Here is a 23,656-nt window from a genome sequence, read left to right as displayed (position 1 = left end):
GCTCAGTACCGCTCGGGTCGGCGCTTGCGGCGCTCGTTGAAGTCGCGCATCCGCTGCGGGTAGCCCATCAGCCGGACGTCGTACACCGGAATGCCCATCCGGTACGCGAAGCGCCGCGCGCCGTCCGGGCCGTCGATGCGGCGGCGGGTCCACTCGCCGTCGTCGGCGATCAGGATGACAGTGGTCTCGGTGACAGTCGTCCGGGGCTCGATGAACGCCTCGACGCCGCGCCGACTGCGGATGAAGTTCTCGAGATGGTCCAGATCGCCGCGATCGGCCGCGCGGTCGTGGCTCAGCACACGCGCCTGCTTCCGGCGCCGGAACAACCCCACCGAACGTCTCCCCCGCCTCACGTCATCGACAACGGTGCCAAGGGTACGTGTCGATGACGTGTCGTTGGGCACCTCACTACGCACCCTGTGCCCGGTGGTGACAAGATGACCGAGGTGGGGTGTGTCCGTGTTACACCTCGTGACCCCCGATGCAGCGACGCGACCTGGGAGTTGGACGTGAGCGAGCCGAACGAAGCGACCTTCGACATCGTCATCCTCGGAGGTGGCAGCGGCGGCTACGCGACCGCGCTGCGCGCCGCCCAGCTGGGCCTGTCCGTCGCGCTGATCGAAAAGGGCAAGCTCGGGGGCACCTGCCTGCACAACGGCTGCATCCCGACCAAGGCCCTGCTGCACGCGGCGGAGATCGCCGACCAGGCCCGCGAGTCGGAGCAGTTCGGTGTGAAGGCCGAGCTGATCGGCATCGACATGGCCGGGGTCAACTCGTACAAGGACGGCGTGATCGCCCGGCTGTACAAGGGCCTCCAGGGCATGCTGAAGACCAACAAGGCGATCACCATCGTCGAGGGCCACGGCAAGCTGGTCGGCAAGAACGTGGTCGAGGTGGACGGCAAGCGCTACACCGGCCGCAACATCGTCCTGGCCTCCGGCTCGTACGCGAAGAGCCTGCCCGGCCTGGAGGTCGACGGCGAGCGGATCATCACCAGCGACCACGCCCTCACGATGGACCGGGTGCCGTCGTCGGTGATCGTGCTCGGTGGCGGCGTGATCGGCGTCGAGTTCGCCAGCGTGTGGAAGTCCTTCGGTGTTGACGTGACGATCGTCGAGGCGCTGCCCCGACTGGTCGCCGCCGAGGACGAGGAGTCGTCGAAGGCGCTGGAGCGGGCCTTCCGCAAGCGGAAGATCAACTTCAAGGTCGGCAAGCCGTTCGAGAAGGTCGAGAAGACCGAGAACGGCGTCAAGCTGACCATCTCCGGCGGCGAGACCGTCGAGGCGGAGCTGCTGCTTGTCGCCGTCGGTCGCGGCCCGAACACCGCCAACCTCGGGTACGAGGAGCAGGGCGTGAAGATGGACCGCGGCTACGTGCTGACCGACGAGCGGCTGCGCACCAGCGTGCCGAACGTCTACGCCGTCGGCGACATCGTGCCCGGCCTCCAGCTCGCGCACCGGGGCTTCCAGCAGGGCATCTTCGTCGCCGAGGAGATCGCCGGGCAGACCCCGGCCGTCATCGACGAGGTAGGCATCCCGCGCGTCACCTACTGTGACCCGGAGCTGGCGTCGGTGGGTCTCACCGAGGCGAAGGCCAAGGAGCAGTACGGCGCCGACAAGGTCCAGGCGTACAACTACCCGCTCGGCGGCAACGGCAAGAGCCAGATCCTCAAGACCACCGGCTTCGTGAAGCTGGTCCGGGTCGAGGACGGCCCCGTCGTCGGCGTCCACATGGTCGGCGCCCGGGTGGGTGAGCTGATCGGCGAGGCGCAGCTCATCTACAACTGGGAGGCGTACCCGGCCGAGGTCGCCCAGCTCGTGCACGCCCACCCGACCCAGAACGAGGCCCTGGGCGAGGCGCACCTGGCCCTCGCCGGCAAGCCGCTGCACGCGCACGCCTGATCACCCAAACCGCGGCGTCCGGCGACGGGCGAAGATCCCCCAAGGGGAATGAAGGAGTCTGGAGAACATGCCGGTATCGGTCACCATGCCCCGGCTCGGCGAGAGCGTCACCGAGGGCACCGTCACGCGCTGGCTCAAGCAGGAGGGCGACACGGTCGAGGTCGACGAGCCCCTGCTCGAGGTCTCGACCGACAAGGTCGACACCGAGATCCCGTCGCCCGCGGCGGGCGTGCTGAGCCGGATCGTGGTCGGCGAGGACGAGACCGCCGAGGTCGGCAGCGAGCTGGCCGTCATCGCCGGTGAGGGCGAGTCGACAGGTGGCGGCGAGGCTGCGCCGCAGGAGCAGGCCCCGGCCGAGTCGGTGGAGCCGGCCGCCGAGCCGACCGCCGCCGCCGAGGGCACCGCCGACGAGGTGGCGCAGGACGAGGCCCCGGCCGAGACTCCGGCTCCGGCCGCCGCGTCGTCGGGCGAGGGCACCGCGGTGAAGATGCCGGCCCTGGGTGAGAGCGTCACCGAGGGTACGGTCACCCGCTGGCTCAAGCAGGTCGGCGACACCATCGAGGTGGACGAGCCGCTGCTGGAGGTCTCCACCGACAAGGTGGACACGGAGATCCCGTCGCCGGTCGCCGGCACGGTTCTGGAGATCAAGGTCGCCGAGGACGAGACCGCCGACGTCGGCGCCGACCTGGCGATCATCGGCGCCGCCGGTGGCGCCCCCGCCCAGGCGAAGCCCGAGCCGAAGCCCGCGCCGAAGGCGGAGGCCGCGCCGGCGCCGAAGGCCGAGCCGAAGCCGACGCCGAAGGTCGAGGAGCCCACCCCGGGCATGTCGTACAACGAGCCGGCCGCCGAGGCGGAGACCTCGGCGCAGCCGGCGAAGACCGAGCAGGCTTCGCAGCCGGCCGCGCCGACCGCCGCGCCGCAGCGCCCGTCCGCCCCGGCGCAGGGTGGCGGCGAGGAGGCCGCCGGTTACGTCACTCCGCTGGTCCGCAAGCTCGCCAGTGAGCACGGTGTCGACCTGGGCTCGCTCAACGGCACCGGCGTGGGTGGCCGGATCCGCAAGCAGGACGTCCTCGACGCGGCCGAGAAGGCGAAGGCCGCCAAGGCCGCGCCGGCTCCGGCCGCACAGCCCGCCGCCGCGCCGTCGGCCGCCGCGGCGAAGCCGGCCGCGAAGCCGCAGCCGAGCAACAAGCGGGGCACCACGGAGAAGCTGCCGCGGATCCGTGCGACCATCGCCAAGCGGATGCAGCAGTCGCTGCACGAGACGGCGCAGTTGACCACCGTCGTCGAGGTCGACGTCACCAAGGTCGCCAAGCTGCGGGTCCAGGCCAAGGAGTCGTTCCAGGCCAAGCACGGCGTGAAGCTGTCCTTCCTGCCGTTCTTCGCGCTCGCCGCCATCGAGGCGCTCCAGACCTACCCGATCATCCAGGCCAGCATGGACCTGGAGGGCGGGACGATCAGCTACCCGGCCGCCGAGCACCTCGGCATCGCCGTGGACACCGAGCGCGGGCTGCTCGTGCCGGTCATCCACAACGCCGGTGACCTCAACATGGGCGGCATCGCCAAGCGGATCGCCGACCTGGCCGAGCGCACCCGGGCCAACAAGATCACCCCGGACGAGATGGCCGGGGCGACCTTCACGCTCACCAACACGGGCAGCCGGGGCGCTCTGTTCGACACCCCGATCGTGCCGTCGCCGCAGTCGGCGATGCTCGGCACGGGTGCCGTCGTCAAGCGGCCGGTCGTGGTCAACGACCCGGAGCTGGGCGAGGTCATCGCGGTCCGGTCGATGGTCTACCTGGCCATGTCCTACGACCACCGGCTGATCGACGGCGCCGACGCGGCCCGCTTCCTGACCGCGGTCAAGGAGCGGCTGGAGGGCGGCAACTTCGAGTCGGAGCTGGGCCTGTCCTGATCCAGCTCAACGCGTAGAGGGCGCCCCGGTCGTCGACCGGGGCGCCCTTTCGTCTGCGTCGCTCAGCTCTTGAGCAGCGTTGTCGAGACCTTCCAGAGCCGCTCGGCGGCCTCCGGGTCCAGCGCGTACGCCGCGACTCCCGTCCGCCCGCCGGGCTGGGCCGGAGCGGCCTCCTGACAGTCCTCGAAGTAGCGCCCGCCCACACCGTCGAGCAGCGGCGAGGCCGCGACCAGCACCGAGGTGGCGGCACCCTGCTCCACGGTCTTCCAGGTCGCCGCGTTGCCCGCGCGCAAGCGGTTCAGCTCCTCCTCGCTGACGTAGCGCTGGAGGTTGGTGCGGATCGCGCCGGGCATCAGCGAGTTGGCGAAGATGCCGTCGTCGGCCCAGAGCCGGGACGCCTGCACGGCGAACAGCACGTTTGCCGTCTTCGACTGCCCGTACGCCTGCCACGGCTCGTACTCCCGCTTGTCGTACTGGATGTCGTCGAAGACCACCGGCGAGCGCAGGTGGGCGGCGGAGCTGACCGAGACGATCCGGGCCCCGTCGGCGGCGGCGAGCGCCGGGCGTAGCCCGGTGGCGAGCGCGAAGTGCCCCAGGTGGTTGGTGGCGAACTGCATCTCCCAGCCCTGCGGGGTTCGGCTCAGGGGCGCGGCCATGATGCCGGCGTTGTTGACCAGGATGTGCAGCGGACCGTCCCAGTTGGCGACGAAGTCGGCGACGGACCCCTGGTCGGCGAGATCGAGCGGCGCGACCATGACCCGGTCGTTGCCGGTGCTGGCCGTGATGTCGTCGGCGGCCTGCTGGCCGGCGTCCGGGTTGCGGACGGCCAGGGTGACCTCCGCGCCGGCGCTGGCCAGGGCACGGGCGGTCTCCACGCCGATGCCTGACGAACCGCCGGTGACGATGGCCCGCCGCCGGACGAGGTCCACGCCCCGGATCACGTCCATGGCCGTGGAGGTATGGGCGAACGAGGTGGTGATCGGGTTGTTCGTCGTCATGATCCATCCTTGTCCAGGGTGGCTCGGACCGACCGGCCCGCTGCCGGAGGCCGTGGTCCCGGTGTTTCCCGAGCCGGGCCAGAGGTAACTCCGGACACCGTCGCCATCCCTGTTCGGGCCTCCGAGCAGGCCGGACGCTGCCAGAGTGGGACCGTGGGCGGCTACCGGCGGGGTGGACAACTGGGACCGGCCGTCCCGATTGCTCCCGGTGCCCGGGTGGACAAGTTCGAGGTCTTCTTCGACCTGGTCTTCGTCTTCTCGTTCTTCATCATCACCCGGGCGACCGCCGCCAACATCTCCGGCCGGCAACTGCTGCACGCCGCCCTGGTGCTCGCCGTGCTCTGGTGGATCTGGGTGGTGCACAGCCTGGTCGCCACCCGGGTCCGGCTCGGTGAGGGCTACGTCCCGGTGCTGATGGTGGTTTCGATGGCCGCCCTGTTCTCGTTCGCGCTGGCCCTGCCGCAGGCGTTCAGCGACCCGCAATCCGGCGCCGCCGGCCCGATGCTGGTGGCCGTCAGCTACGTCGTGGTCCGCGGCATCCACTGGATCCTCTATCAGCACGTGGTGCGGGACAGCCCGCAGGAGCGGCGGCAACTGCGGCGCTTCGCCCCGGAACTGGCGGTGAGCATCGTGCTGCTGTTGGCCGCCGCGCTGCTCCCGACCCTGATCGACGACCCCGGCCGGGCTGCGCTGGTCCGCGACGGCCTGTGGATCACCGTTGTGGTGGTGCAGTACGCCACCGGCTTCATCGTCGGCACGTGGGGCTGGGGGGTGACAAGCGCCGAGCACTGGACGGAGCGCTACGACCTCATCCTGATCATCGCGTTGGGCGAGTCCATCATCTCCACCGGCGTGGGTGGCAACCTGCTCGGCAAGCCGGTGACCTGGCCGGCGGTGGCTGCCGCGGCGCTCGGCATCGTGGTCACGGCCGCCCTGTGGTGGGCACACTTCGACTTCATCGGGCCAGCCGCCCGGATCGCCCTGCACGCGGCGGAGGGTGGCCCGCGGGTGGCCATGGCCCGCGACGCGTACGCGTACCTCTACCTGCCGATGATCGCCGGGGTGATCCTCTTCTCCATCGGCAACGAGGAGATCCTGCACAAGATCACTGACCCGGCCGGCGGGATCGCCGAGAAGGCGGAGGGACCAGCCGTGCCGATGCTCTTCGGCGGGTTGATCTGCTACTTCGCCGTCAACATGTTGTTCCAGTTGCGCACCCTGCACACCGTCAGCTGGACCCGCGTCGGCGTGATCGTGGTGCTCACGGCGGCCCTCCCGGTCGGCCAGCACCTGCCGGCGCTGGGCGCGCTCACCCTCGCGACGGTGATCTGCGTGGCACTGGTGGCTGTGGAGGTGATGGTGATGTCGGAATCCCGGCACGCGTTGCGGGCCGCCGTCTTCCAGGAGCGGACCAGCCACGAGGCCCACGAGGCCGCCTGGCGGGCGCGCTGGCACGACGTCCGGGAGACCGACGAGCCGACCACGCCGTGATCGGGTCGGGTTGGACTCCGACGCCGGCCGACCCGTGCCGGGGCAGGTCAGCGGCTGACGGCGGGGCCGGAGCGGGTGGGCTGCGCCGTCTCGGGCGCCGGCCCGGGCAGCCGCTCGTAGAAGCGGATCTTCTCCCGGAGGTGCTCGTACTGGCGGCTCAGCAGGAGCATCTGCTCCTCGACCCGAGCCGCGTGCTGTTCCAGCAGCTCACGGCGCTCGCCGAAGGTGTGCTCACCCTCGCGGGCCAGAGCCGCGTACCGGCACATCTGGGCGATCGGCATCCCGGTGTCGCGCAGGCAGCGGAACAGCACCAGCCAGCTCAGGTCGTCGTCGGTGAAGACACGCTGGCCACCTGCTGTTCGAGTGACGTCGGCCAGCAGGCCGATCTTCTCGTAGTACCGCAGCGTGTCCAGACTGAAGCCGCTGCGCCGAGCGGCCTCCGCGGGGGCGTAACCGGTCATGCCCGCCGATGGTAGCCACCCCTTGACCTGGAGCCCACTCCAGGTTGGAGGCTGGTCCGCATGACGACGACACGAACGCTGGGACGCAGCGGCATCGAGGTGAGCGCGATCGGGATGGGGTGCTGGGCGATCGGCGGCCCGCTCTGGGGTGACGACGGTCAGCCGTTCGGTTGGGGAGAGGTGGACGACGACGAGTCGATCCGTACCATCCATCGGGCTCTCGATCTCGGAGTGACCCTGTTCGACACGGCAAGCAACTACGGCGCCGGGCACAGCGAGCGCATCCTCGGTCGGGCCCTGGCGGGCCGCCGGGCCGAGGCGGTGATCGCCACCAAGTTCGGCAACGTCAGCGACGAGGCCAGCCGGCGCGCGCTCGGCACCGACGCCAGCCCTGCGTTCGCCGTGCGCAGCCTGGAGGACTCGCTGCGGCGGCTCGGCACCGACCACGTGGACCTCTACCAACTGCACATCAACGAACTGCCGGTGCCCGCCGCGCTCGACCTGGTCGGCACGTGTGAGGACCTGGTCGACCAGGGCAAGATCCGGGCGTACGGCTGGAGCACCGACAACCCGGAGTCGGCGGAGGCGTTCGCGGCGGCCGGGGCGCGCTGCTCCGTCATCCAGCACGACGAGTCGGTGCTGAGCGACAACGCGGCGGTCCTCGCCGTCTGCGACAAATTCGACCTGGCCAGCCTCAACCGGGGGCCACTGGCGATGGGGCTGCTCACCGGCTCGACCCGGGCGCTCGGTGCGGACGACGTGCGCGGTCGCGCACCGGAGTGGTTGCAGTGGTTCACCGACGGCCGGCCCACACCCCGCTGGGCGGCACGGGTCGAGCAGGTCCGCGCGGCGCTCACCGCGGACGGCCGGACTCTCGCCCAGGGCGCGCTGGGCTGGCTGCTGGCCCGCAGCCCGCGTACGGTGCCGATTCCCGGCCTCCGCACGGTGGCCCAGGCCGACGAGAACCTGGCAACCCTGACCCTGGGCCCGCTACCCCCCGAGGCGTACGCCGAGGTGGAGCGCCTCCTCACCGACCTGCGCCCCGTGCCCACGGCCTGACCCCACCCAGCTCGCCGATCGCGCCCGTCCTGGCCGGGCAGAACGGCGACACGTTGTGCGGGATCGGCGAGGAGTGGGGCCGGGGTGCGTCCGGAGGCGGCGTTTTCGACGAAGATAAGGACATGCGGATCCTTCTGGCCGGCGCGTCCGGCTTTCTCGGCACCCGGCTGGGTGACCGGCTCTCCGTGGACGGGCACGAGGTCACCCGGCTCGTTCGTCGGGCACCGCGCGACCCGCGGGAGCGACAGTGGGACCCGGCGGCCGGCCAGCTCGACCCGGCTGCGGTCGCCGGGTCGGACGCCGTCATCAACCTGGCCGGCGCGGGCGTCGGCGACAAGCGCTGGAACGACGACTACCGACGGCTCATCCGCACCAGCCGGGTGGACAGCAGCAGCACACTCGCGACGACGATCGCCGGGCTGCCGGCCGCCGACCGTCCCCGAGCCCTGCTCAACTCGTCGGCCGTCGGCTGGTACGGCAACACCGGCGACCGGGTCGTCGAGGAGGACGCGCCCGCCGGCGAGGGTTTCCTGGCCGACGTCTGCCGGGTCTGGGAGGCCGCGACCCGTCCGGCCGAGGACGCCGGCGTACGCGTGGTGCGACTGCGCACCGGCCTGCCCCTGGACCGCGACGGTGGTCTGCTCAAACCGCAGCTGCTGCCGTTCAAGCTGGGCATCGCCGGGCGGCTGGGCAGTGGCCGGCAGTGGCTGCCGTGGATCTCGATGGCCGACTGGCTGGACGCGACAGTCTTCCTGCTGACCCACGACGACATCGCCGGCCCGGTCAACGTGGTGGGTCCACATCCGGTGACCAACGCCGAGTTCACCCGGGAGCTGGCCCGGCAACTGCACCGGCCGGCGATCATCCCGATCCCCGCCCTGGCCCTGAAGGTGGCCCTCGGCGGCTTCGCCCACGAGGCCCTGACCAGTACGAGAGTCCACCCCGCAGTCCTGAAAAGGGCCAACTACCGATACCACCACCCCACCCTCCCCGAAGCCCTCCAAGCAGCCCTGCACGCCTGAGCCCTCCCGCGCTGATCATGAAGTTATTGCCACCCACCTCGGCGTGTCGTGGCAATAACTTCATGATCAACAGGGTGGGAGTGGGGGGTTAGCAGCCGATTGCCCAGTAGTTGGGGGCGGTCTGCTTGAGGGTGCTGGTGTAGAAGGTGTTGTAGAGGCCCATGCGCTGGTTGGAGCCGTTGGCGTAGGCGTAGCCGCCGGACTGGTAGGCCCGCCCGGCCACCACGTGCGCGTAGTTGCTGGCCGTCACGCAGGTCGGCTGGGCGGTGGGAGTCGGCGTCGGGGTCGGGGTGGGCGTCGGGCTTGCGGTCGGTGCGGTGGTGGGGGTGGCCGTGGCCGTGGGAGTGGGAGTGCTGCCGCCGCCGTTCAGGCCGAAGAAGAGCGCGTCGCGGTACGTCGAGCAGATGGTGTCCAGGAAGTACGCGGCAGCGGCGCCGCACTGGTCCGCCGCCGAGCCCGGATCGACAGGGGTGCCGTGGCCCATCCCGGAGACGCGGTAGAGGCGTACCTCGTCGTTGCCGTACACCTCGAGGCTGGTGTTGCCGGGCAGCGACGACGTGCTCGTCGGGGTCTGCGAGATCCCCCGCACGTTTGTCCACTGGTCGCGGGACTCGGTGCCGTTGAGCGGTGTGACGGTGGTGTCCGACGTGCCGTGCCAGATGGCCACCCGGGGGCGCGGGCCGGTGTAGCCGGAGTAGGCGCCACGGACCAGGTCACCCCAGGCGGCCGGGGTCTTGTCGGTGCCCGGGTTCATGCAGCTGAACGCGTTGACCATGCTGGTGGCGCAGCGGTACGGGATGCCGGCGATGATCGATCCGGCGGCGAAGACGTCCGGGTAGGTGGCCAGCATGACGGCGCTCATCGCCCCGCCCGCGGAGAGGCCGCTGACGAAGACCCGGGAGCCGTCGACAGCGAAGTTCGCCTTGGCGTGGTCGACCATCTGCTTGATCGACAGCGCCTCGCCCTGACCCCGGGTGGTGTCGCCGCTCTCGAAGAAGTTGAAGCAGGAGTTGGCGTTGTTGCCGGAGGGCTGCTGGGCGACGATCAGGGCGAACTTCCACTGGTCGGCGTACTTCTGCCAGCCCGAGTTCGCGAAGTAGCCGGAGGCGTTCTGGACGCACCCGTGCAGCAGGACCACGGCCGGGGAGTTGGCCGGCAGGTTGTCCGGTCGGTAGGCGTACATGGCGAGGTTGCCCGGGTTGGAGCCGAACCCGGTGACCTGGGCGAGCGTGGCGGCCTGCGCGGGTGTGGCGAGGGCGAGCGCGCCCGCCGCGGCGAGGACGAGCCCGGCGACCGCACCGATCAGGCGGTTGAGGGTGGATGGGGAGCGGCGCACGGCGGCCTCCTCGGAGGGGCAGACTGTGAACTGGGTCACGGTCGAGTTGCCGAGACGTTACGACGACGTGTCGCCGCTATGACATGGGGCACAGTCACACATTCACGGCAGCCGTTGTGTACGACGAACCGCGCCCATCGCGAGGCCAGCGGAGCCGACAACAACCGCCGGTCTGACCGGCTCGTCCAGGTCCGGTTGGTAACGTCCGCTGCGTGCCCTCCTCCCCGTCGCTGGCCACCGGGCCCGCACCAGCGTCGCCACCGCGCGCCCGTCCGGACCGCCGGGCCGACCTGATCGTCGTGCTCGTGGCGCTCGCGCTCGCCGTCTGGGTGACAAGCGGTCTGTGGCGGGACCCGAACGTACGCACGATCACCGTCAACTCCAGCGACCAGGCGCTCTTCGAGTGGCTGCTGGCCTTCGGCGGGCACGCGGTCACCCACGGGGAGAACCCCTTCTTCACGTACCTGATCAACGTCCCGGACGGCGTGAACCTCGCGGTCAACACCTCGATCACGGTGTACGCGGTGGTCTTCGCCCCGCTCACGTACCTGATCGGGCCACCGGCGACGTTCCTGGTGATCCTCACCCTGAACCTGCTCGCCACCGCGCTGGCCTGGTACTGGCTGCTGTCCCGGCACCTGGTGCGCAGCCGCCTCGCCGCCGGCCTGGGCGGCCTGTTCATCGCCTACTCCCCCGGCATGGTCTCGCACGCCAACGCCCACCTGAACTGGACCGCCGGCTGGCTGGTGCCGCTGCTGATCTGGCGGCTGTTCGCGCTGCGCCGCCCCGGGCACTGGCTGCGCGACGGGGTGATCCTGGGGGTGCTGGTGGCGGTGGCCTTCTCGATCGCCGCCGAGGGCCTGTTCTTCGCCGCTCTCGCGCTCGGCGTGTTCGTCGCCGTCTGGGCACTGCACCCGGCCCACCGCGCCGAGGCCCGAGCCGCCCTGCCCACCTTCGTGCGCGGGCTCGGGGTGACCGCTGTGGTCGCCGGCGTGCTGCTGTCGTACCCGCTGTGGCTGCACTTCGCCGGGCCGCAACGGTTCCACGGCACCGGCTTCGACCCGGTGATCCACTCCGAGGACATCGCCGCGTTCGCCGCGTTCCCGCGCCGCTCCCTGGCCGGGGAGGTCGGACTGGGCACCGCGCTGGCGCCGAACCCCACCGAGGAGAACTCCTTCTTCGGGATTCCGCTGCTCCTGCTCACAGTGGTCTGCTTCGTCGCGCTCTGGCGACGCGCCGACCCCGGCCGCCGCGCCGTCCTCTGGGCGCTGGGCGTCGTCGCGGTGATCTTCACGGTGCTGTCCTTCGGGCCGGTGGCCAAGATCGACGGGCGGCGTACGGACCTGCCCATGCCGTTCGACGTGCTCGGGCAGCTGCCGGTGGTGAACGCCGCGCTGCCCGCCCGGCTGGCCCTGGTGGTGGCGCCGGTGATCGGGGTGCTGCTGGCGTACACCCTGGATCAGTTGCGGGCCGCGCCGCCCCGGCACCGTTCGACGGAGCTGGCCTGGTCGCTGGGGTTCGCGGTGGCCCTGCTACCCCTGCTGCCCACCCCGCTGCTGACCCGCGAGCGGGAGCCCATTCCGCACTTCATCACGGCCGGCACCTGGCGCGAGTACGTCTCGCCGAACGGGGTGCTGACGCCGGTGCCGCTGACCGTGGACATCTACCCGGACGGGCAGCGCTGGCAGGCGTACGCGCTGTCGCACCGGCAGGGCGAGTTCGCGATCCCGGGCGGTTTCTTCCTCGGCCCCGGCGGCCCGGACGGGCGGGGCCGGATCGGCCCGGTGCCGCGCACCCTGAGCGCGCTCATGGACCAGGCCGGCCGCACCGGGCTGGTGCCGATCGTCACCGACGGCACGATCCGGGAGGTCCAAGCGGACCTGCGGCACTGGCGGATCGAGACGGTGGTCCTCGCCGACCAGGTGCACGGCGCGAAGTTCGGTGTCGACGAGGCGGCTGTCCGGCGTACCGCCACCGCCCTGTTCGGCGAGCCGCAACGGATCGACGACGTGTGGCTCTGGCGCATCCCGCCGGCCTGACCGGCCCCGGTGAGGTGGCTCACGAGGGATCTGAGCCGTCGGCGGGACTAGGCTGGACGGCGTGACGACGACGACCTCCGGCCTGACGGCCGTCCGTGCCGGCCTGCTCGACTACCAGGCCGCCTGGGACGAGCAGCGACGCCTGCACGAGTCGGTGGTGGCCGGCGAGCGCGGCGACACCGTGCTGCTGCTGGAGCACCCGAGCGTCTACACCGCGGGCAAGCGCACCGAGCCCTGGGATCGGCCCGCGGACGGCACCCCGGTCGTCGACGTGGACCGGGGCGGCAAGATCACCTGGCACGGGCCGGGGCAGCTCGTCGGCTACCCGATCCTGCGGCTGCCCGACCCGGTGGACGTGGTCGCGTACGTCCGCCGCACCGAGGAGCTGCTCATCGACGTGTGCGCCGAGTTCGGGCTGGCCGCCGGCCGGGTCGAGGGGCGCAGCGGAGTCTGGGTGCCCGAGGACGACCGTGGGCCGGCCCGCAAGGTGGCCGCCATCGGCATCCGGGTGGCCCGGGGCGTCACCCTGCACGGCTTCTCGATCAACTGCGACTGCGACCTGACGTACTTCGACCGGATCGTGCCGTGCGGCATCCGCGACGCGGGCGTCACCTCGCTCACCGCCGAGCTGGGCCGCCCGATCACCGTCGCCGACGTGCTCCCGGTGGTCGAGCGCCGGCTGTCCACCCTCGTCGAGGTCTGACTGCGGCACCGGCCGACGAACGCACCCGCGCGTCGGTGACGTGACATGACGGACGCGGTACGACCGCCGAGCGGTACCGCCGTCACGGCCCTCGAGTGCATCCGATGCGGCACCCGGCATCCGGTGGGCGACTACTCGCTCGGGTGCCCCTCCTGCGCGGCAGCGGGCCACGGCTCGAACCTGTTCTGCAGGTACCCCGCCGAGGCGGTCCGCCAGGACCAACTGCTGCCGTACCCGGTCGTTCCGGATCTGGGCCAGGGGCGCACGCCGCTGTTCCCGCTGCCCTGGCTCGACGGGGTGCTCGTCAAGAACGAGGCGGCGAATCCGACCGGATCCCACAAGGACCGGTTCGCGGCGATGGCGGTGACCCACGCGAAGGCGTCGGGCTACGAGCGCGTCGTCGTCGGATCGTCAGGTAACGCCGGGCTGGCGACCGCCGCCTTCGCCGCCGCCGTCGGCCTCCGGGCCGAGGTGGCCGGCTTCACCTGGCTGCCCGAATCGCTCGCGGCGCCGCTGCGCGGGCTCGGAGCTGACCTGCGCATCTTCGACACCGACGAGGAACGCGTTCGGTACGTCAGGGAGGCGGCCGACCGTCCCGACACGCTCGCCGTCTCCAACGTCGCCGACATCGTCATCGGCAGCAGCTGTTTCGGGATCGAGGGCTACAAGGCCATCGCCTGGGAGATCGCAGCCGCCGTTCCTGCCGGGGTGGACCACGTGGTGATCCCGTCGAGCCGTGGCGATCTGGCGTGGGGCGTCCACCTCGGGTTCGTCCAGTGGTCCGCCCTGACGGGCGGGCCCGTGCCGCGCCTCCATCTGGTCGAACCATTCCCCCGGTTGTCAGCCGTGCTCGCCGGCCGGGACATCACCGCGCGCTTTCCCGACAGCGCCGGAAGCCTCCACTCGATCGCCGGGGACAGCACGACAGTCCAGGCCCACGCCGCGGTGACCCGTAGCGCGGGCAGCGCCGTGGTGGTGCGGCAAGACGTGGCAACCAGGTGGTACGAGCGGGCGAGCCGACACGGGCACACCTGGGAGATCAGCAGCTGCACCGTGTTGGCCGCCTACGATCTCCTGCGGCGACGCGACGTCATCACGGCTGGCGACCGGACCGTCCTGATCACGACCTCCCACCTGTTCAAGGGGCTGTGACAGCGCGCCGAGGGATACGGCAGGCGAGAATTTCCGCTCCGGGTGTCCCCTGGGACGTCTGATCGATCGTCCCTATGGTGGAGTCGGCGAGCAGCGCCGGCTCGACACCTGCGGCCGGCACCCGATGCCGGCCCGGACGCGAGGAGCGGACATGCCCACCTACATCGCGCTCACCTACACGGCGGACGTCGACTGGAGCAGCCCCGAGCAGGCCGACGAGATGGCGGAGTACCGGGAGTTCGGCGCGGCTGCCCGCGCGGTGATCCGAGGCGGCAGCGCCCTCTACCCGACGGCCACCGCGACCACCGTACGGGTCACCGGCGGCAAGGGCGGTGACGTGCTCACCACCGACGGCCCGTACGCCGAGACCAAGGAGGCCCTCACCGGCTTCTACCTGCTGGAATGCGCTGACCTGGACGAGGCCGTGGCGACTGTGGCGCAGATGCCAGCGGCCTGGAACGGCGCGGTCGAGGTCCGCCCGATCATCCCGGTCTGACCCGATGCCTACCGGTGACGCGGACCCCGTTGCCGACGCGGCGGCTCAGCGGGCCCGGGCCGCCGACGTTGCGGCTCAGCAGGCTCAGGCCGCCGACGCGGCGGCGCGGGTGATCCGGACCGAGCGGTCCCGGATTCTCGCCACGCTGATCCGCGTCACCGGCGACGTCGATCTGGCCGAGGACGCCACCCAGGACGCGGTCGTCCGCGCCCTGCAAGCCTGGCCGCGCGACGGCGTGCCGGACAACCCGCGCGGCTGGCTGTTGGTCGTGGCACGGCGGCGGGCCGTCGACGTGATCCGCCGGGAGAGTCGCCGCGTCGGGAAGGAGGCCGAGGCCGTGGCGCTGCTCGATCCCGCATCGGACTCGCCAGAGGCCGTCCGGGACGACCTGCTCCGGCTGGTCTTCACCTGCTGCCATCCGGCGCTGTCGCTGGACGCCCAGGTGGCCCTGGCGCTGCGTACCCTCGGCGGGCTGGCCACCGCCGAGGTGGCCCGCGCCCTGCTGGTGCCCGAGGCGACGATGACCAAGCGCCTCACCCGGGCGAAGCAGAAGATCACCCGCGCCGGCATCCCGTACCGGATACCGGCGGCCGAGGAGCTGCCCGGCCGGCTGGCCGGGGTCGCCGCCACCGTCTACCTGATCTTCAACGAGGGGTACGCGGCCGGCGCCGGCGACGACCTGATCCGGGTCGGGTTGGCGGACGAGGGCCTCCGGCTGGCGCGGCTGCTGGTCGAGCTGATGCCGAACGAGCCGACGGTGCTCGGCCTGCTGGCCCTGGTGCTGTTGCAGGACTCCCGGCGCTCGGCCCGGGTCGGCGTCGACTGTCGACCGCTGCTCCTGGCCGAGCAGGACCGGTCGCGCTGGGACCGGGCCGCGATCGGCGCGGGGGTCGAGCTGGTCGGGCGCGGGCTGCGCCGCACCCCCGACCACCCCGACCGGTACGTCGTCCAGGCCGCCATCGCGGCCTGCCACGCCCTCGCCCCGTCGTACGACCGGACGCCGTGGGACGCGGTGATCTCCTGGTACGACGTGCTGCTCACCGTGCACGACACTCCGGTCGTACGGCTCAACCGGGCGGCGGCTGTCGCCGAACGCGACGGTCCCGCCGCCGGGCTGGCGCTTGTCGACACGGTCGTCGGGTTGGCCGGCTACCCGTGGTTCCACGCCACCCGGGGCGAGCTGCTGTACCGCCTCGGTCGGGCCGACGAGGCCGCCACGGCGTACCGGGCGGCGCTCGCGCTCGACCTCAACGGCCCGCAGGCGGCCCGGCTGCGCGACCGGCTCGCCGAGTGCTGACCGGGCCGCGGCGCGGGCCGGCGTTCCGTGCCGCCGGCCCGCGCCCCCGTTCACGGCGTCAGGCGGTGCAGGTCGCGCGGGAACGCGGTGACCTCCCGGACGTTCGCCGCGCCGACCAGGCGGGCGACGAACCGCTCCAGGCCGATGGCGAAGCCACCGTGCGGCGGCATGCCGTGCCGGAACGCGTCCAGATAACCGGCGTACGGCTCGACGGGCTCACCCCGGGCGGCGAGCGCCGCCAGGTAGTCGGCGTGCCGGTGCAGCCGCTGCCCGCCGGTGACCAGCTCGACACCGCGAAAGAGCAGGTCAAAGCCATTCGAGTACGCGGGCCGCGCCGGGTCGGGGTGGGTGTAGAACGGCCGTTTCGCCATCGGGTAGCCGGTGACGAAGAGGAAGTCGGAGGCGTGTTCGCGGCGGGCCCACTCGCCCAGCGCCCGTTCGTGGGCGGGCGCGAGGTCCGGCTCGTCGGCGGGCGCCCCGGCGATCGTCAACGCCTCGCTGAAGTGCACCGCCGGGATCTCCGCCGGCACCTGCGGCGGTGTGACGTCGAGCGTCGCCAGGGCGCCACCGGCCCGCTCACCCACCGTGCCCAGCATCCCGGCCAGTGTGTCGCGCAGCACCCGCATCACGTCGGAGTGGTCGGCGACGAAGCCCAACTCCGCGTCGAGCGACGTGTACTGCGCCAGGTGCCGGACGGTGTCGTGCGGCTCGGCCCGGAAGACCGGCCCCACCTCGTAGACCCGTTCGAAGACGCCGACCATCAACTGCTTGTAGAACTGCGGCGACTGCGCCAGGTACGCGGGCCGGCCGAACCAGTCCAGCGCGAAGACGTTCGCCCCGCTCTCGGTGGACGAGCTGACCACCTTCGGAGTGTGGATCTCCACGAAGTCCCGGGCGTCGAGGGCGTCCCGGAACCCGGCCACCGCCGCCGCAGAGACGCGCAGCGCGGCGGATCTCCTCGGGTGGCGCAGGGCCGTCGGGGCGTTGTCGAGCTGGGTGGGCAGGCTCGCGGTGAGCGCCGGCCGGTACAGGTCGAACGGCGGCGGCACGGCGAGCGGGCCGAGGGGACGTACCGTCGGGTCGGTCAGCTCGACCCCGGCGGGCGCGGTGCCGTTCGACGTGACCGTCGCGGTGACCTCGACGACCGTCTCCTCGGTGAGTTTCTCCAGCTCGGCGCGGACGGCCGGGTCGGTGACGACCACCTGGGCCAGGCCGGCGGCGTCCCGCACGATCAGGAACGCCACCGACTTGAGCAGGCGGCGGCGGTGTACCCAGCCGGCGATCCGCACGGTTTCGCCGACGTGGGCGGGCAGGTGCTGGGACAGGGTTCGTTGCATGGCGCGTTGCTCCTCGGTCGATCGCGACGCCGCCACCGGGGCGGCGACATCGCATCAGCCCCAGGCAGGTGTGGGCGAGCGGGAACCTCGCGGTGCCACCACACCTTCGTCCCCGCCGGAGCGGGGACCTCGTTCGTCGCCTGATGACCGGGGCCAGCCGGGCGGGCTCTACTGGGCTTCTCAGCCGTTCTTCCCGCAGCTCGGGAGGGTCTTCGCGCACCCGTCGCCAGACCGCCTCTCAGCACCGGCGGCTCTCTGCACTGGCGGGTCGGGGCGCTACTCGGCTCCGTCGTCACTGTTGGCGGCGACGGTAACACCCGCGCCCCGTCCGTGTGACGCCAATTTTCGGCTCGCCGGTGTCCGGCGTCACAACGTTCGGGGCGTGACGCCGGTCGCCTGACGCACATAGATGGTGGCCGTCCGGCGTAGGCTCGTTTTCGTGACGATCGAGCACTCCGCACCGACGACCGGCCAGGCAGCGCGTACCGCAACGGCCGCCCCCGAGGGGCGTCGCCTGCTGCGGATCGAGGCGCGCAACGCCGAGACGCCGATCGAGCGCAAACCGCCGTGGATCAAGGTCAAGGCCAAGATGGGTCCGGAGTACACCCAGCTGCGCGGGCTCGTCACGCGCGAAGGGCTGCACACCGTGTGCCAGGAGGCCGGCTGCCCCAACATCTACGAGTGCTGGGAAGACCGCGAGGCCACCTTCCTCATCGGCGGCGACCAGTGCACGCGGCGCTGCGACTTCTGCCAGATCGACACCGGCAAGCCGGCCGAGTTCGACGCCGACGAGCCGCGCCGGGTCGCCGAGTCGGTCGTCTCGATGGGGCTGCGCTACGCCACCATCACCGGCGTCGCCCGCGACGACCTGCCCGACGGCGGCGCCTGGCTGTACGCGGAGACCGTCCGGCAGATCCACGCCCTGCAGCCCGGCTGCGGCGTCGAGCTGCTGATCCCCGACTTCAATGCCGTCCCCGAGCAGCTGGCCGAGGTCTTCGGCTCCCGCCCCGAGGTGCTGGCCCACAACGTGGAGACGGTGCCGCGCATCTTCAAGCGCATCCGGCCGGCGTTCCGCTACGACCGGTCGCTGGACGTGATCCGGCAGGCCCGCGCCGACGGCCTGGTCACCAAGAGCAACCTCATCCTGGGCATGGGCGAGGAGCGGGCCGAGGTCTCCCAGGCGCTGCGCGACCTGCACGAGGCGGGCTGCGAGCTGATCACCATCACGCAGTACCTGCGCCCCTCCCCCCGGCACCACCCGGTGACCCGCTGGGTCAAGCCGGAGGAGTTCGTGGAGCTGCGCGAGGAGGCCGAAGAGATCGGCTTCGCCGGGGTGATGAGCGGGCCGCTGGTGCGCTCGTCGTACCGGGCCGGCCGGCTCTACAAGCAGGCACTCGACGCCCGCGCCGCCACCCCTGTCGTTCCCGCCGGCTGACCCGCCGACAGCGCCACCCGGGCCCGGCGGTCACGTGCAGTGGCCTCGGGCCCGCTGGCGTCAGAGCCCGGCGGCGGGCTCGGCGAGCAGACCGAGACGGCGGGCCAGCGCGGCGGCTTCCCCGCGGTTGGTCACGTCCAGCTTGGCGATGATCCGGGAGACGTGCACGCTTGCCGTCTTCGGGGAGATGAACAACCGCTCGGCGATCCGGCTGTTGCTGTGCCCCTCGGCGACCAGCCGCAGCACCTCCCGTTCCCGGGCCGTCAGCAGATCGGCCCCGGCCCCGCCGGTGCCCGCCCCGCGCAGGCCTACCCGCCGCGCCAGGGTGGCTGCCGTCTCGGCCAGCGGCGTCGCGCCGAGCAGCCGGGCGATCTCCGCGGCCTCGGTGACCGCCGCCGACACCTCGTCCCGCTCGCCGGCCGCGGCGGCAGCCTCGGCCAGCGCCAGCAACGCCCGGCCGAGCGGGTACGGCTGCCCGTCGGTGCGCCACGCCAGCACCGCCGCCCGCCACGCCGGCAACGCCTCGTCGTCGGGCGCCAGCAGCGCGCTGACCTGGGCGGCGTGCGCCCGCGCGGCCGGGTGCCGCGTCGGTAGGTCGGCGGCGAGCGCCGCGACGGCGGCGGCCAGCTCCCCGTCACCCACCCGGGCAGCGGTACGCGCCCCGGCGCTCAGCACCGGCCAACCCTCGCGGGGCAGGTGCGGCAGGCTGTCGTCGGCCACCGCGACGCGGGCCGCGCGGACGGCCTCGATCTTGTCGTCGGCGGCCAGCGCCGCCTCGATGCCCAGCTCGTGCAGGGGCAGTCGGTGGTTCGGCCACAGGTAGGGCCGGCCGAGGAAGGCCAACGCCCGGTCGACCATCTCGTCGGCGCCCGGGTGCGCCCGCGCCAGCCGCAGACCGGCGCTCAACTGCAGCCAGTGCAGCCCGGTGACGCCGGACAGGTCGATGCGGGCGGCCTCCGCGCAGACCTTCTCGGCCTCGTCCCACCGACCCAGCGCGATGAGCGCCTCGGCCCGGTTGGACAGCAGGTACGCCCCGGTCGAGCGGCCGATCCCCACCCGCCGCGCCTCGGTCAGCCCAGCCTCGGCCGCCTGCGCGGACTCGGCGTAGCGGCCCAGCTCGCAGAGCACGTCCGACTGGAGCACCTTGACCAGCACGAGAGCCGCCGTGTCCCCGGCTGCCTGGGCCACGGTCTCGGCCCTGCCCAACTCGGCCAGCCGTTCCCCCTGCTGCTGGTGGCAGAGCAGGGCGATCCGCGTGGGCAGCAGGAGCAGCTCCTCGCCGAGCGCCTCGGCGTCCGTGCTCGCCTCGGCGGCGACCCGGGCCGCCTGCTCAGGATCGATCTTGACCAGGTGGGCGGCGATGTCGGCCAGCAGCCGGACGCGCTCCACCCCGAAGGGCCCGCCGGCCGCCAGGTGGTACGCCTCGTCCAGCTCCCGCCTGCCGTCGCTCTTGCCGAGCAGGGCCATCAGTCGGCCCCGCTGGTCCAGCAGACGGGCGGCGCGCAGCGGCTCGGCGTCGGCGTCCACCTCGGCCAGTCCGGCGCGGGTCAACGTGATGGCCCGACTGAAGTCGCCGGCCGTCACCGCCGCGTCCAGGGTCTGCTCCAGCAACGCCAGGTGGTCCATGCCGAGCAGGTCGGCCGCGTCGGGCACCAGTTCCCACAGCTCCAACACCCGCTCCAGCAGTCGACGCTGCTCGGCGTAGGCGTACCTGTCGGCGGCGGCACAGGCCGCGACCCGCGCGGCGACCAGGGCACGGGGGTGGTCGTGCGCCGCGTGCCAGTGGTGGGCGATCTCGGCCGGGGCGCGGCCGGCGACGACCAGGTGCGGCTGGGCCTCGATCGCGGCGGCGAACCGCGCGTGCAGCCGGGCGTGCTCACCGGGCAGCAACTCGTCGTGCACGGCCTCGCGGACCAGCGCGTGCCGGAACTCGTAGTCGCCGTCGTGGTCGGCCACCACCAGTTGGGCGGCGACGGCGGCGCGCAACGCGTCCTCCAACTCGGCCTCGGGCAGGCCGGCGACCTCGGCGAGCAGACCGTGGGCGAAGCGGGTGCCGCCGGCCGCGGCGATCCGCAGCACCCGCTGGGCCGGCTCGGGCAACCGGTCCACCCGGGCCAGCAGCAGGTCACGCAGCGTCTCGGGCAGCGCCGCGCAGCCCAGCGGGGAGCCGGCGACGGCCAGCTCCTCGATGAAGAAGGGGTTGCCCTGCGTACGGTCGTGGATGTCGTCGACGGCACGGGGCGCCGGTTCGCCGCCGAGCAGGTCGGCGAGGATCGCGCCGGTGCCGTCGCGGTCCAGCCGACCCAGCTCGACCCGCTCGACACCGCGTGCCCGGTCCAGCTCGGCGAGGAACGGGCGCAGCGGATGGCCACGCTGCAACTCGTCGGTACGGTAGGTGCAGACCAGCAGCAGCCGGCCCGGTCGCACGGCCCGGACCAGGAAACCGATCAGGTCGCGGGTGGAGCGGTCCGCCCAGTGCAGGTCCTCGATGATCAGCAGCAGTGGCCGGGCGTCGGCGAGCCGCTGGAACAGCTCGGCGACCAGGTCGAACAGGTAGCCACGGGGGGCGTCGGTAAGTGGCCGTACGCTCGGCGCGGCCAGCCCCGCCGGCATCCGGCCCAGCTCCGGCAGCAGGCGGGCGAACTCCGCCTCGTACCCGGCGAAGACCTCGGCCCCGTCGGCCCGCAGCACCGCGCGCAGGGCCGCGGCGAACGGCGCGAACGGCAGGCCCGCCTCGCCCAGCTCCAGGCACTGGCCGACAAGCACCCGGGCGCCCCCGGCGGTGGCCGCGACCGCGAACTCCTCCAGCAGCCGGGTCTTGCCCACTCCCGCCTCGCCACCGACCAGCACGGTGGCCGGCTCGCCCCTGCCGGCCCGGCCCAGGGCGTCCCGCAGCGTCGCGATCTCACGCTGACGGCCGACGAGGACGGAACTGGCGGCGCGTACGGTCACGGCACCGAGCATGCCATGACCGGACGCACCACTCGCCCCACCGATCGACCGGCGACGCGACGGCAGGGCCGCCAGGGACCCGGGCCGGCCGGCCGGCGTCTCGGGTCCGTCGGCTGTCGGCCTGGACCCGGGCCCCCGTTCGTCGTGCCGGTCGACCGGCGGCTCGGATCCGGGCCCGCTGGGCGCGGTGGGTGCGGCGGTCGAGGTCACCGGTGGTCGTCACCAGTGCGGCGGGCCGGCTGCCGGCGGCCGAGCCAGCTTCGACCGGCGCGGCGGGGCACCGACCGGGCCAGTCGTTCCGCCGCGGCCTCGGCACGCAGCTCAGCGGCGTGGGTACGGTGCAGGGAGAGCAGGAAATCTGCGTCGTTGCCGAACATGTCGGGCTCCTTCGTCGCGTCGTCGTCCTCTGCTGACGACTCTTCGCGCGAAGGCCCCGGCCCGGCATGGGCACACCGCCTCATCTTCCCCGGCCGTACCCTCCTTACCCGCCCGATCGGGGCGGGTAAGGCGACGTAAGGTACTCAGCCGGCCGGCACCCGGACGCGGATCAACGGGGCCGGCGGGGACCACTAGACTCTGCGGCATGGCAAAGCCCCAGGAGAAGGTCTCGTTCGGCCAGCGGCTGAAGCAGATCGGGATGGTGTTCTCGTTCACCGCCAAGCAGGATCGGTGGTTCGCGCCGCTGGTCGCCGCAGCGGTGCTCATCCCGCTCGCGCTCACCGTGGTCGCGGTGATCCTCTGGAGCTGGATCTGGCTGCCGTTGGGCATCCTGTTCGCCCTGCTCGCGGTGCTTATCGTGCTGAACCTGCGGTCCAACGCGGCGATGATGAACGCCGCCGAGGGGCAACCCGGCGCGGCGGCGCAGATCATGGACAACATGCGCGGCGACTGGCGGGTGACCCCGGCCGTCAGCTCCACCACCCAGATGGACATGGTCCACCTGGTGATCGGCCGGCCGGGCGTGATCCTGCTGGCCGAGGGCAACCCGCAGCGGGTGCGTGGCCTGCTCGGGCAGGAGAAGCGGCGGCTGTCCAAGGTGATCGGCTCCGCCCCGCTGCACGACTACGTGATCGGCCAGGACGAGGGCGAACTGCCCATCCGCAAACTGCGCACGACGCTGTTGCGGCTGCCCCGTTCGCTCAGCGGCAAGGACGTCAACGCGCTGGACAAGCGACTCAAGGCGCTCACCGCCCGTCCGCAGATGCCCAAGGGCGCGATCCCGAAGAACATGCGGCCGCCGGGCGCCTCCCGCCAGTCGCGGGGCCGCTGACCCCAGGTGTACGCGTGAAGAGCCGGACCCACACGGGTCCGGCTCTTTCCCGTCCGCGTCCCGCCACGGCGGGCGGCGGCGGGCGCGGCAAGACCGTTGCCCCGGGGACGGAGGGGCCGAGGGCGCGGAAGGGCCCTCGGGGCGTCGTTGGCCGGGGCTCAGCCTCGGGGGGCGTCGACGACTACCGAGTCGACGAGGCGGTCGTGCACGCCGCGACGGTGCCCGTCCATGATCAGCGCGGGAACGACGAGCGCCAGCAGCACGCCCCGGGCCAGCGCGCGGGGCAGGCCGATCCGGCCCCCGTCGTGCCAGTTCACGCAGCGGACCTTGGTGATGTACATGCCCGGCGTCTGGGCGAACAGGCCGAGGAAGATGCCGTACTCCAGGATCAGCACCAGCACCGGCGCCCAGCCGTCGCGTACCGGATCGGCGAAGATGTTGGCCACCAGCAGGCAGAGCACCCAGTCGATGATCAGCGCGCCGAAGCGCCGACCGAGGCTCGGCGGGGCGAAGGTGGGATCGGTGGCCGGCGCTGCCGGGACGTGCGGACTGGTCACAGCGATCAAGGGTATCCGCGACCCGATCGTGGCCTCGGAGCGCCGTCACCGCTGCGTGCCGATTCGGGCGAATGACATCAAGTGTCATTACACTGGAACAGCCGATACGACGTTTGCGCAGCCTGAGTGCGTAGACAGGAGCGTCGCTGACGCTCCGCGAGGGACGTAACACGGCAGAAACACCGGAGACATGGCCGGGCAACCCCCCGGCCCTAGCGTCGCCAGAAGCCTAGCCACC

General features: G+C 72.3%; 20 protein-coding genes. 12 read left to right on the top strand and 8 right to left on the bottom strand.

Going from position 1 to position 23,656, the window contains the following annotated elements:
• Positions 1 to 2 precede the first annotated feature (2 nt).
• Positions 3 to 332, bottom strand: coding sequence for a hypothetical protein (locus ACGFIE_RS18865; RefSeq protein ID WP_007463244.1), 330 nt, complete (start codon positions 330 to 332; stop codon positions 3 to 5).
• Positions 333 to 509: 177 nt separating this feature from the next.
• Here ACGFIE_RS18865 and lpdA point away from each other — a divergent pair, with 177 nt between their 5' ends.
• Positions 510 to 1,901 (top strand): dihydrolipoyl dehydrogenase, encoded by a 1,392-nt coding sequence (lpdA, locus tag ACGFIE_RS18860; RefSeq protein ID WP_393296198.1) that lies wholly within the window; start codon positions 510 to 512, stop codon positions 1,899 to 1,901.
• A 67-nt stretch (positions 1,902 to 1,968) separates the two neighbouring features.
• Positions 1,969 to 3,813, top strand: a complete 1,845-nt coding sequence (gene sucB / locus ACGFIE_RS18855; protein WP_393296197.1) for a 2-oxoglutarate dehydrogenase, E2 component, dihydrolipoamide succinyltransferase — start codon at positions 1,969 to 1,971, stop codon at positions 3,811 to 3,813.
• 62 nt (positions 3,814 to 3,875) lie between these two features.
• Here sucB and ACGFIE_RS18850 read toward each other — a convergent pair whose 3' ends face one another.
• The gene (locus tag ACGFIE_RS18850) at positions 3,876 to 4,811 is read right to left on the bottom strand and encodes an SDR family NAD(P)-dependent oxidoreductase (RefSeq protein ID WP_393296195.1); all 936 of its coding nucleotides are present in this window, start codon (positions 4,809 to 4,811) and stop codon (positions 3,876 to 3,878) included.
• Positions 4,812 to 4,964: 153 nt separating this feature from the next.
• Between ACGFIE_RS18850 and ACGFIE_RS18845 the strand changes: the two genes are divergently transcribed.
• Positions 4,965 to 6,302 carry a low temperature requirement protein A gene (locus ACGFIE_RS18845; protein ID WP_393296193.1) on the top strand — a complete coding sequence of 446 codons (1,338 nt, stop codon included), beginning with the start codon at positions 4,965 to 4,967 and terminating at the stop codon, positions 6,300 to 6,302.
• 47 nt (positions 6,303 to 6,349) lie between these two features.
• Here the strand turns inward: ACGFIE_RS18845 and ACGFIE_RS18840 are convergent, their stop codons facing one another.
• Entirely contained in the window at positions 6,350 to 6,763 is a 414-nt protein-coding gene (locus ACGFIE_RS18840; RefSeq protein ID WP_393296191.1) for a MerR family transcriptional regulator, read from the bottom strand.
• Positions 6,764 to 6,823: 60 nt separating this feature from the next.
• Between ACGFIE_RS18840 and ACGFIE_RS18835 the strand changes: the two genes are divergently transcribed.
• Entirely contained in the window at positions 6,824 to 7,822 is a 999-nt protein-coding gene (locus ACGFIE_RS18835) for an aldo/keto reductase (protein WP_393296189.1), read from the top strand.
• A 122-nt stretch (positions 7,823 to 7,944) separates the two neighbouring features.
• On the top strand, positions 7,945 to 8,844 hold the full coding sequence (locus ACGFIE_RS18830) for a TIGR01777 family oxidoreductase (protein ID WP_393296187.1): 900 nt from the start codon (positions 7,945 to 7,947) through the stop codon (positions 8,842 to 8,844).
• 88 nt (positions 8,845 to 8,932) lie between these two features.
• Here ACGFIE_RS18830 and ACGFIE_RS18825 read toward each other — a convergent pair whose 3' ends face one another.
• Positions 8,933 to 10,180 (bottom strand): PHB depolymerase family esterase, encoded by a 1,248-nt coding sequence (locus tag ACGFIE_RS18825; RefSeq protein ID WP_393296185.1) that lies wholly within the window; start codon positions 10,178 to 10,180, stop codon positions 8,933 to 8,935.
• Positions 10,181 to 10,392: 212 nt separating this feature from the next.
• On the opposite strand from ACGFIE_RS18825, the gene ACGFIE_RS18820 reads away from it, so the two are divergent.
• The 5 genes from ACGFIE_RS18820 to ACGFIE_RS18800 all read left to right on the top strand — a co-directional run bounded on the left by ACGFIE_RS18820 (position 10,393) and on the right by ACGFIE_RS18800 (position 15,867).
• Positions 10,393 to 12,219, top strand: a complete 1,827-nt coding sequence (locus ACGFIE_RS18820; RefSeq protein WP_393296183.1) for a DUF2079 domain-containing protein — start codon at positions 10,393 to 10,395, stop codon at positions 12,217 to 12,219.
• 61 nt (positions 12,220 to 12,280) lie between these two features.
• The gene (gene lipB / locus ACGFIE_RS18815; RefSeq protein WP_393296181.1) at positions 12,281 to 12,922 is read left to right on the top strand and encodes a lipoyl(octanoyl) transferase LipB; all 642 of its coding nucleotides are present in this window, start codon (positions 12,281 to 12,283) and stop codon (positions 12,920 to 12,922) included.
• 45 nt (positions 12,923 to 12,967) lie between these two features.
• Positions 12,968 to 14,074, top strand: a complete 1,107-nt coding sequence (locus ACGFIE_RS18810; RefSeq protein WP_393296179.1) for a pyridoxal-phosphate dependent enzyme — start codon at positions 12,968 to 12,970, stop codon at positions 14,072 to 14,074.
• 151 nt (positions 14,075 to 14,225) lie between these two features.
• Positions 14,226 to 14,570, top strand: coding sequence for a YciI family protein (locus ACGFIE_RS18805; protein WP_393296177.1), 345 nt, complete (start codon positions 14,226 to 14,228; stop codon positions 14,568 to 14,570).
• Between the two features lie 4 nt (positions 14,571 to 14,574).
• Positions 14,575 to 15,867 carry an RNA polymerase sigma factor gene (locus ACGFIE_RS18800; protein WP_393296175.1) on the top strand — a complete coding sequence of 431 codons (1,293 nt, stop codon included), beginning with the start codon at positions 14,575 to 14,577 and terminating at the stop codon, positions 15,865 to 15,867.
• A 50-nt stretch (positions 15,868 to 15,917) separates the two neighbouring features.
• On the opposite strand, the gene aspS is transcribed toward ACGFIE_RS18800, so the two are convergent.
• Positions 15,918 to 17,204: an aspartate--tRNA(Asn) ligase gene (aspS, locus tag ACGFIE_RS18795; protein WP_393296173.1), complete on the bottom strand. Its 1,287-nt coding sequence runs from the start codon at positions 17,202 to 17,204 to the stop codon at positions 15,918 to 15,920.
• Positions 17,205 to 17,613: 409 nt separating this feature from the next.
• On the opposite strand from aspS, the gene lipA reads away from it, so the two are divergent.
• Positions 17,614 to 18,639, top strand: a complete 1,026-nt coding sequence (gene lipA / locus ACGFIE_RS18790; protein ID WP_393296171.1) for a lipoyl synthase — start codon at positions 17,614 to 17,616, stop codon at positions 18,637 to 18,639.
• Between the two features lie 60 nt (positions 18,640 to 18,699).
• Here the strand turns inward: lipA and ACGFIE_RS18785 are convergent, their stop codons facing one another.
• A complete protein-coding gene (locus tag ACGFIE_RS18785; protein ID WP_393296169.1) occupies positions 18,700 to 21,591 on the bottom strand; it encodes an AAA family ATPase in 2,892 nt (963 codons plus the stop codon).
• Between the two features lie 206 nt (positions 21,592 to 21,797).
• Positions 21,798 to 21,968: a hypothetical protein gene (locus ACGFIE_RS18780; RefSeq protein ID WP_393296167.1), complete on the bottom strand. Its 171-nt coding sequence runs from the start codon at positions 21,966 to 21,968 to the stop codon at positions 21,798 to 21,800.
• Positions 21,969 to 22,174: 206 nt separating this feature from the next.
• Between ACGFIE_RS18780 and ACGFIE_RS18775 the strand changes: the two genes are divergently transcribed.
• On the top strand, positions 22,175 to 22,861 hold the full coding sequence (locus tag ACGFIE_RS18775) for a DUF4191 domain-containing protein (protein ID WP_393296165.1): 687 nt from the start codon (positions 22,175 to 22,177) through the stop codon (positions 22,859 to 22,861).
• 158 nt (positions 22,862 to 23,019) lie between these two features.
• On the opposite strand, the gene ACGFIE_RS18770 is transcribed toward ACGFIE_RS18775, so the two are convergent.
• On the bottom strand, positions 23,020 to 23,418 hold the full coding sequence (locus ACGFIE_RS18770) for an RDD family protein (RefSeq protein WP_393296163.1): 399 nt from the start codon (positions 23,416 to 23,418) through the stop codon (positions 23,020 to 23,022).
• Positions 23,419 to 23,656: the final 238 nt, after the last annotated feature.

The sequence above is a fragment of the Micromonospora sp. NPDC049275 genome (assembly GCF_043197115.1).
Taxonomy (GTDB): Bacteria; Actinomycetota; Actinomycetes; order Mycobacteriales; family Micromonosporaceae; genus Micromonospora.
Note: the sequence above shows the minus strand (reverse complement) of the source record. Positions and strands in the feature narration are given on the sequence as shown.

Bases quoted from the DNA above. Each gene is read 5' to 3' on its own strand.
- sucB (WP_393296197.1), top strand. From the start codon at position 1,969: ATGCCGGTATCGGTCACCATGCCCCGGCTCGGCGAGAGCGTCACCGAG.
- ACGFIE_RS18850 (WP_393296195.1), bottom strand. From the start codon at position 4,811: ATGACGACGAACAACCCGATCACCACCTCGTTCGCCCATACCTCCACG.
- ACGFIE_RS18840 (WP_393296191.1), bottom strand. From the start codon at position 6,763: ATGACCGGTTACGCCCCCGCGGAGGCCGCTCGGCGCAGCGGCTTCAGT.
- ACGFIE_RS18835 (WP_393296189.1), top strand. From the start codon at position 6,824: ATGACGACGACACGAACGCTGGGACGCAGCGGCATCGAGGTGAGCGCG.
- ACGFIE_RS18830 (WP_393296187.1), top strand. From the start codon at position 7,945: ATGCGGATCCTTCTGGCCGGCGCGTCCGGCTTTCTCGGCACCCGGCTG.
- ACGFIE_RS18810 (WP_393296179.1), top strand. From the start codon at position 12,968: ATGACGGACGCGGTACGACCGCCGAGCGGTACCGCCGTCACGGCCCTC.
- ACGFIE_RS18805 (WP_393296177.1), top strand. From the start codon at position 14,226: ATGCCCACCTACATCGCGCTCACCTACACGGCGGACGTCGACTGGAGC.
- ACGFIE_RS18800 (WP_393296175.1), top strand. From the start codon at position 14,575: ATGCCTACCGGTGACGCGGACCCCGTTGCCGACGCGGCGGCTCAGCGG.
- aspS (WP_393296173.1), bottom strand. From the start codon at position 17,204: ATGCAACGAACCCTGTCCCAGCACCTGCCCGCCCACGTCGGCGAAACC.
- lipA (WP_393296171.1), top strand. From the start codon at position 17,614: ATGGTGGCCGTCCGGCGTAGGCTCGTTTTCGTGACGATCGAGCACTCC.
- ACGFIE_RS18780 (WP_393296167.1), bottom strand. From the start codon at position 21,968: ATGTTCGGCAACGACGCAGATTTCCTGCTCTCCCTGCACCGTACCCAC.
- ACGFIE_RS18775 (WP_393296165.1), top strand. From the start codon at position 22,175: ATGGCAAAGCCCCAGGAGAAGGTCTCGTTCGGCCAGCGGCTGAAGCAG.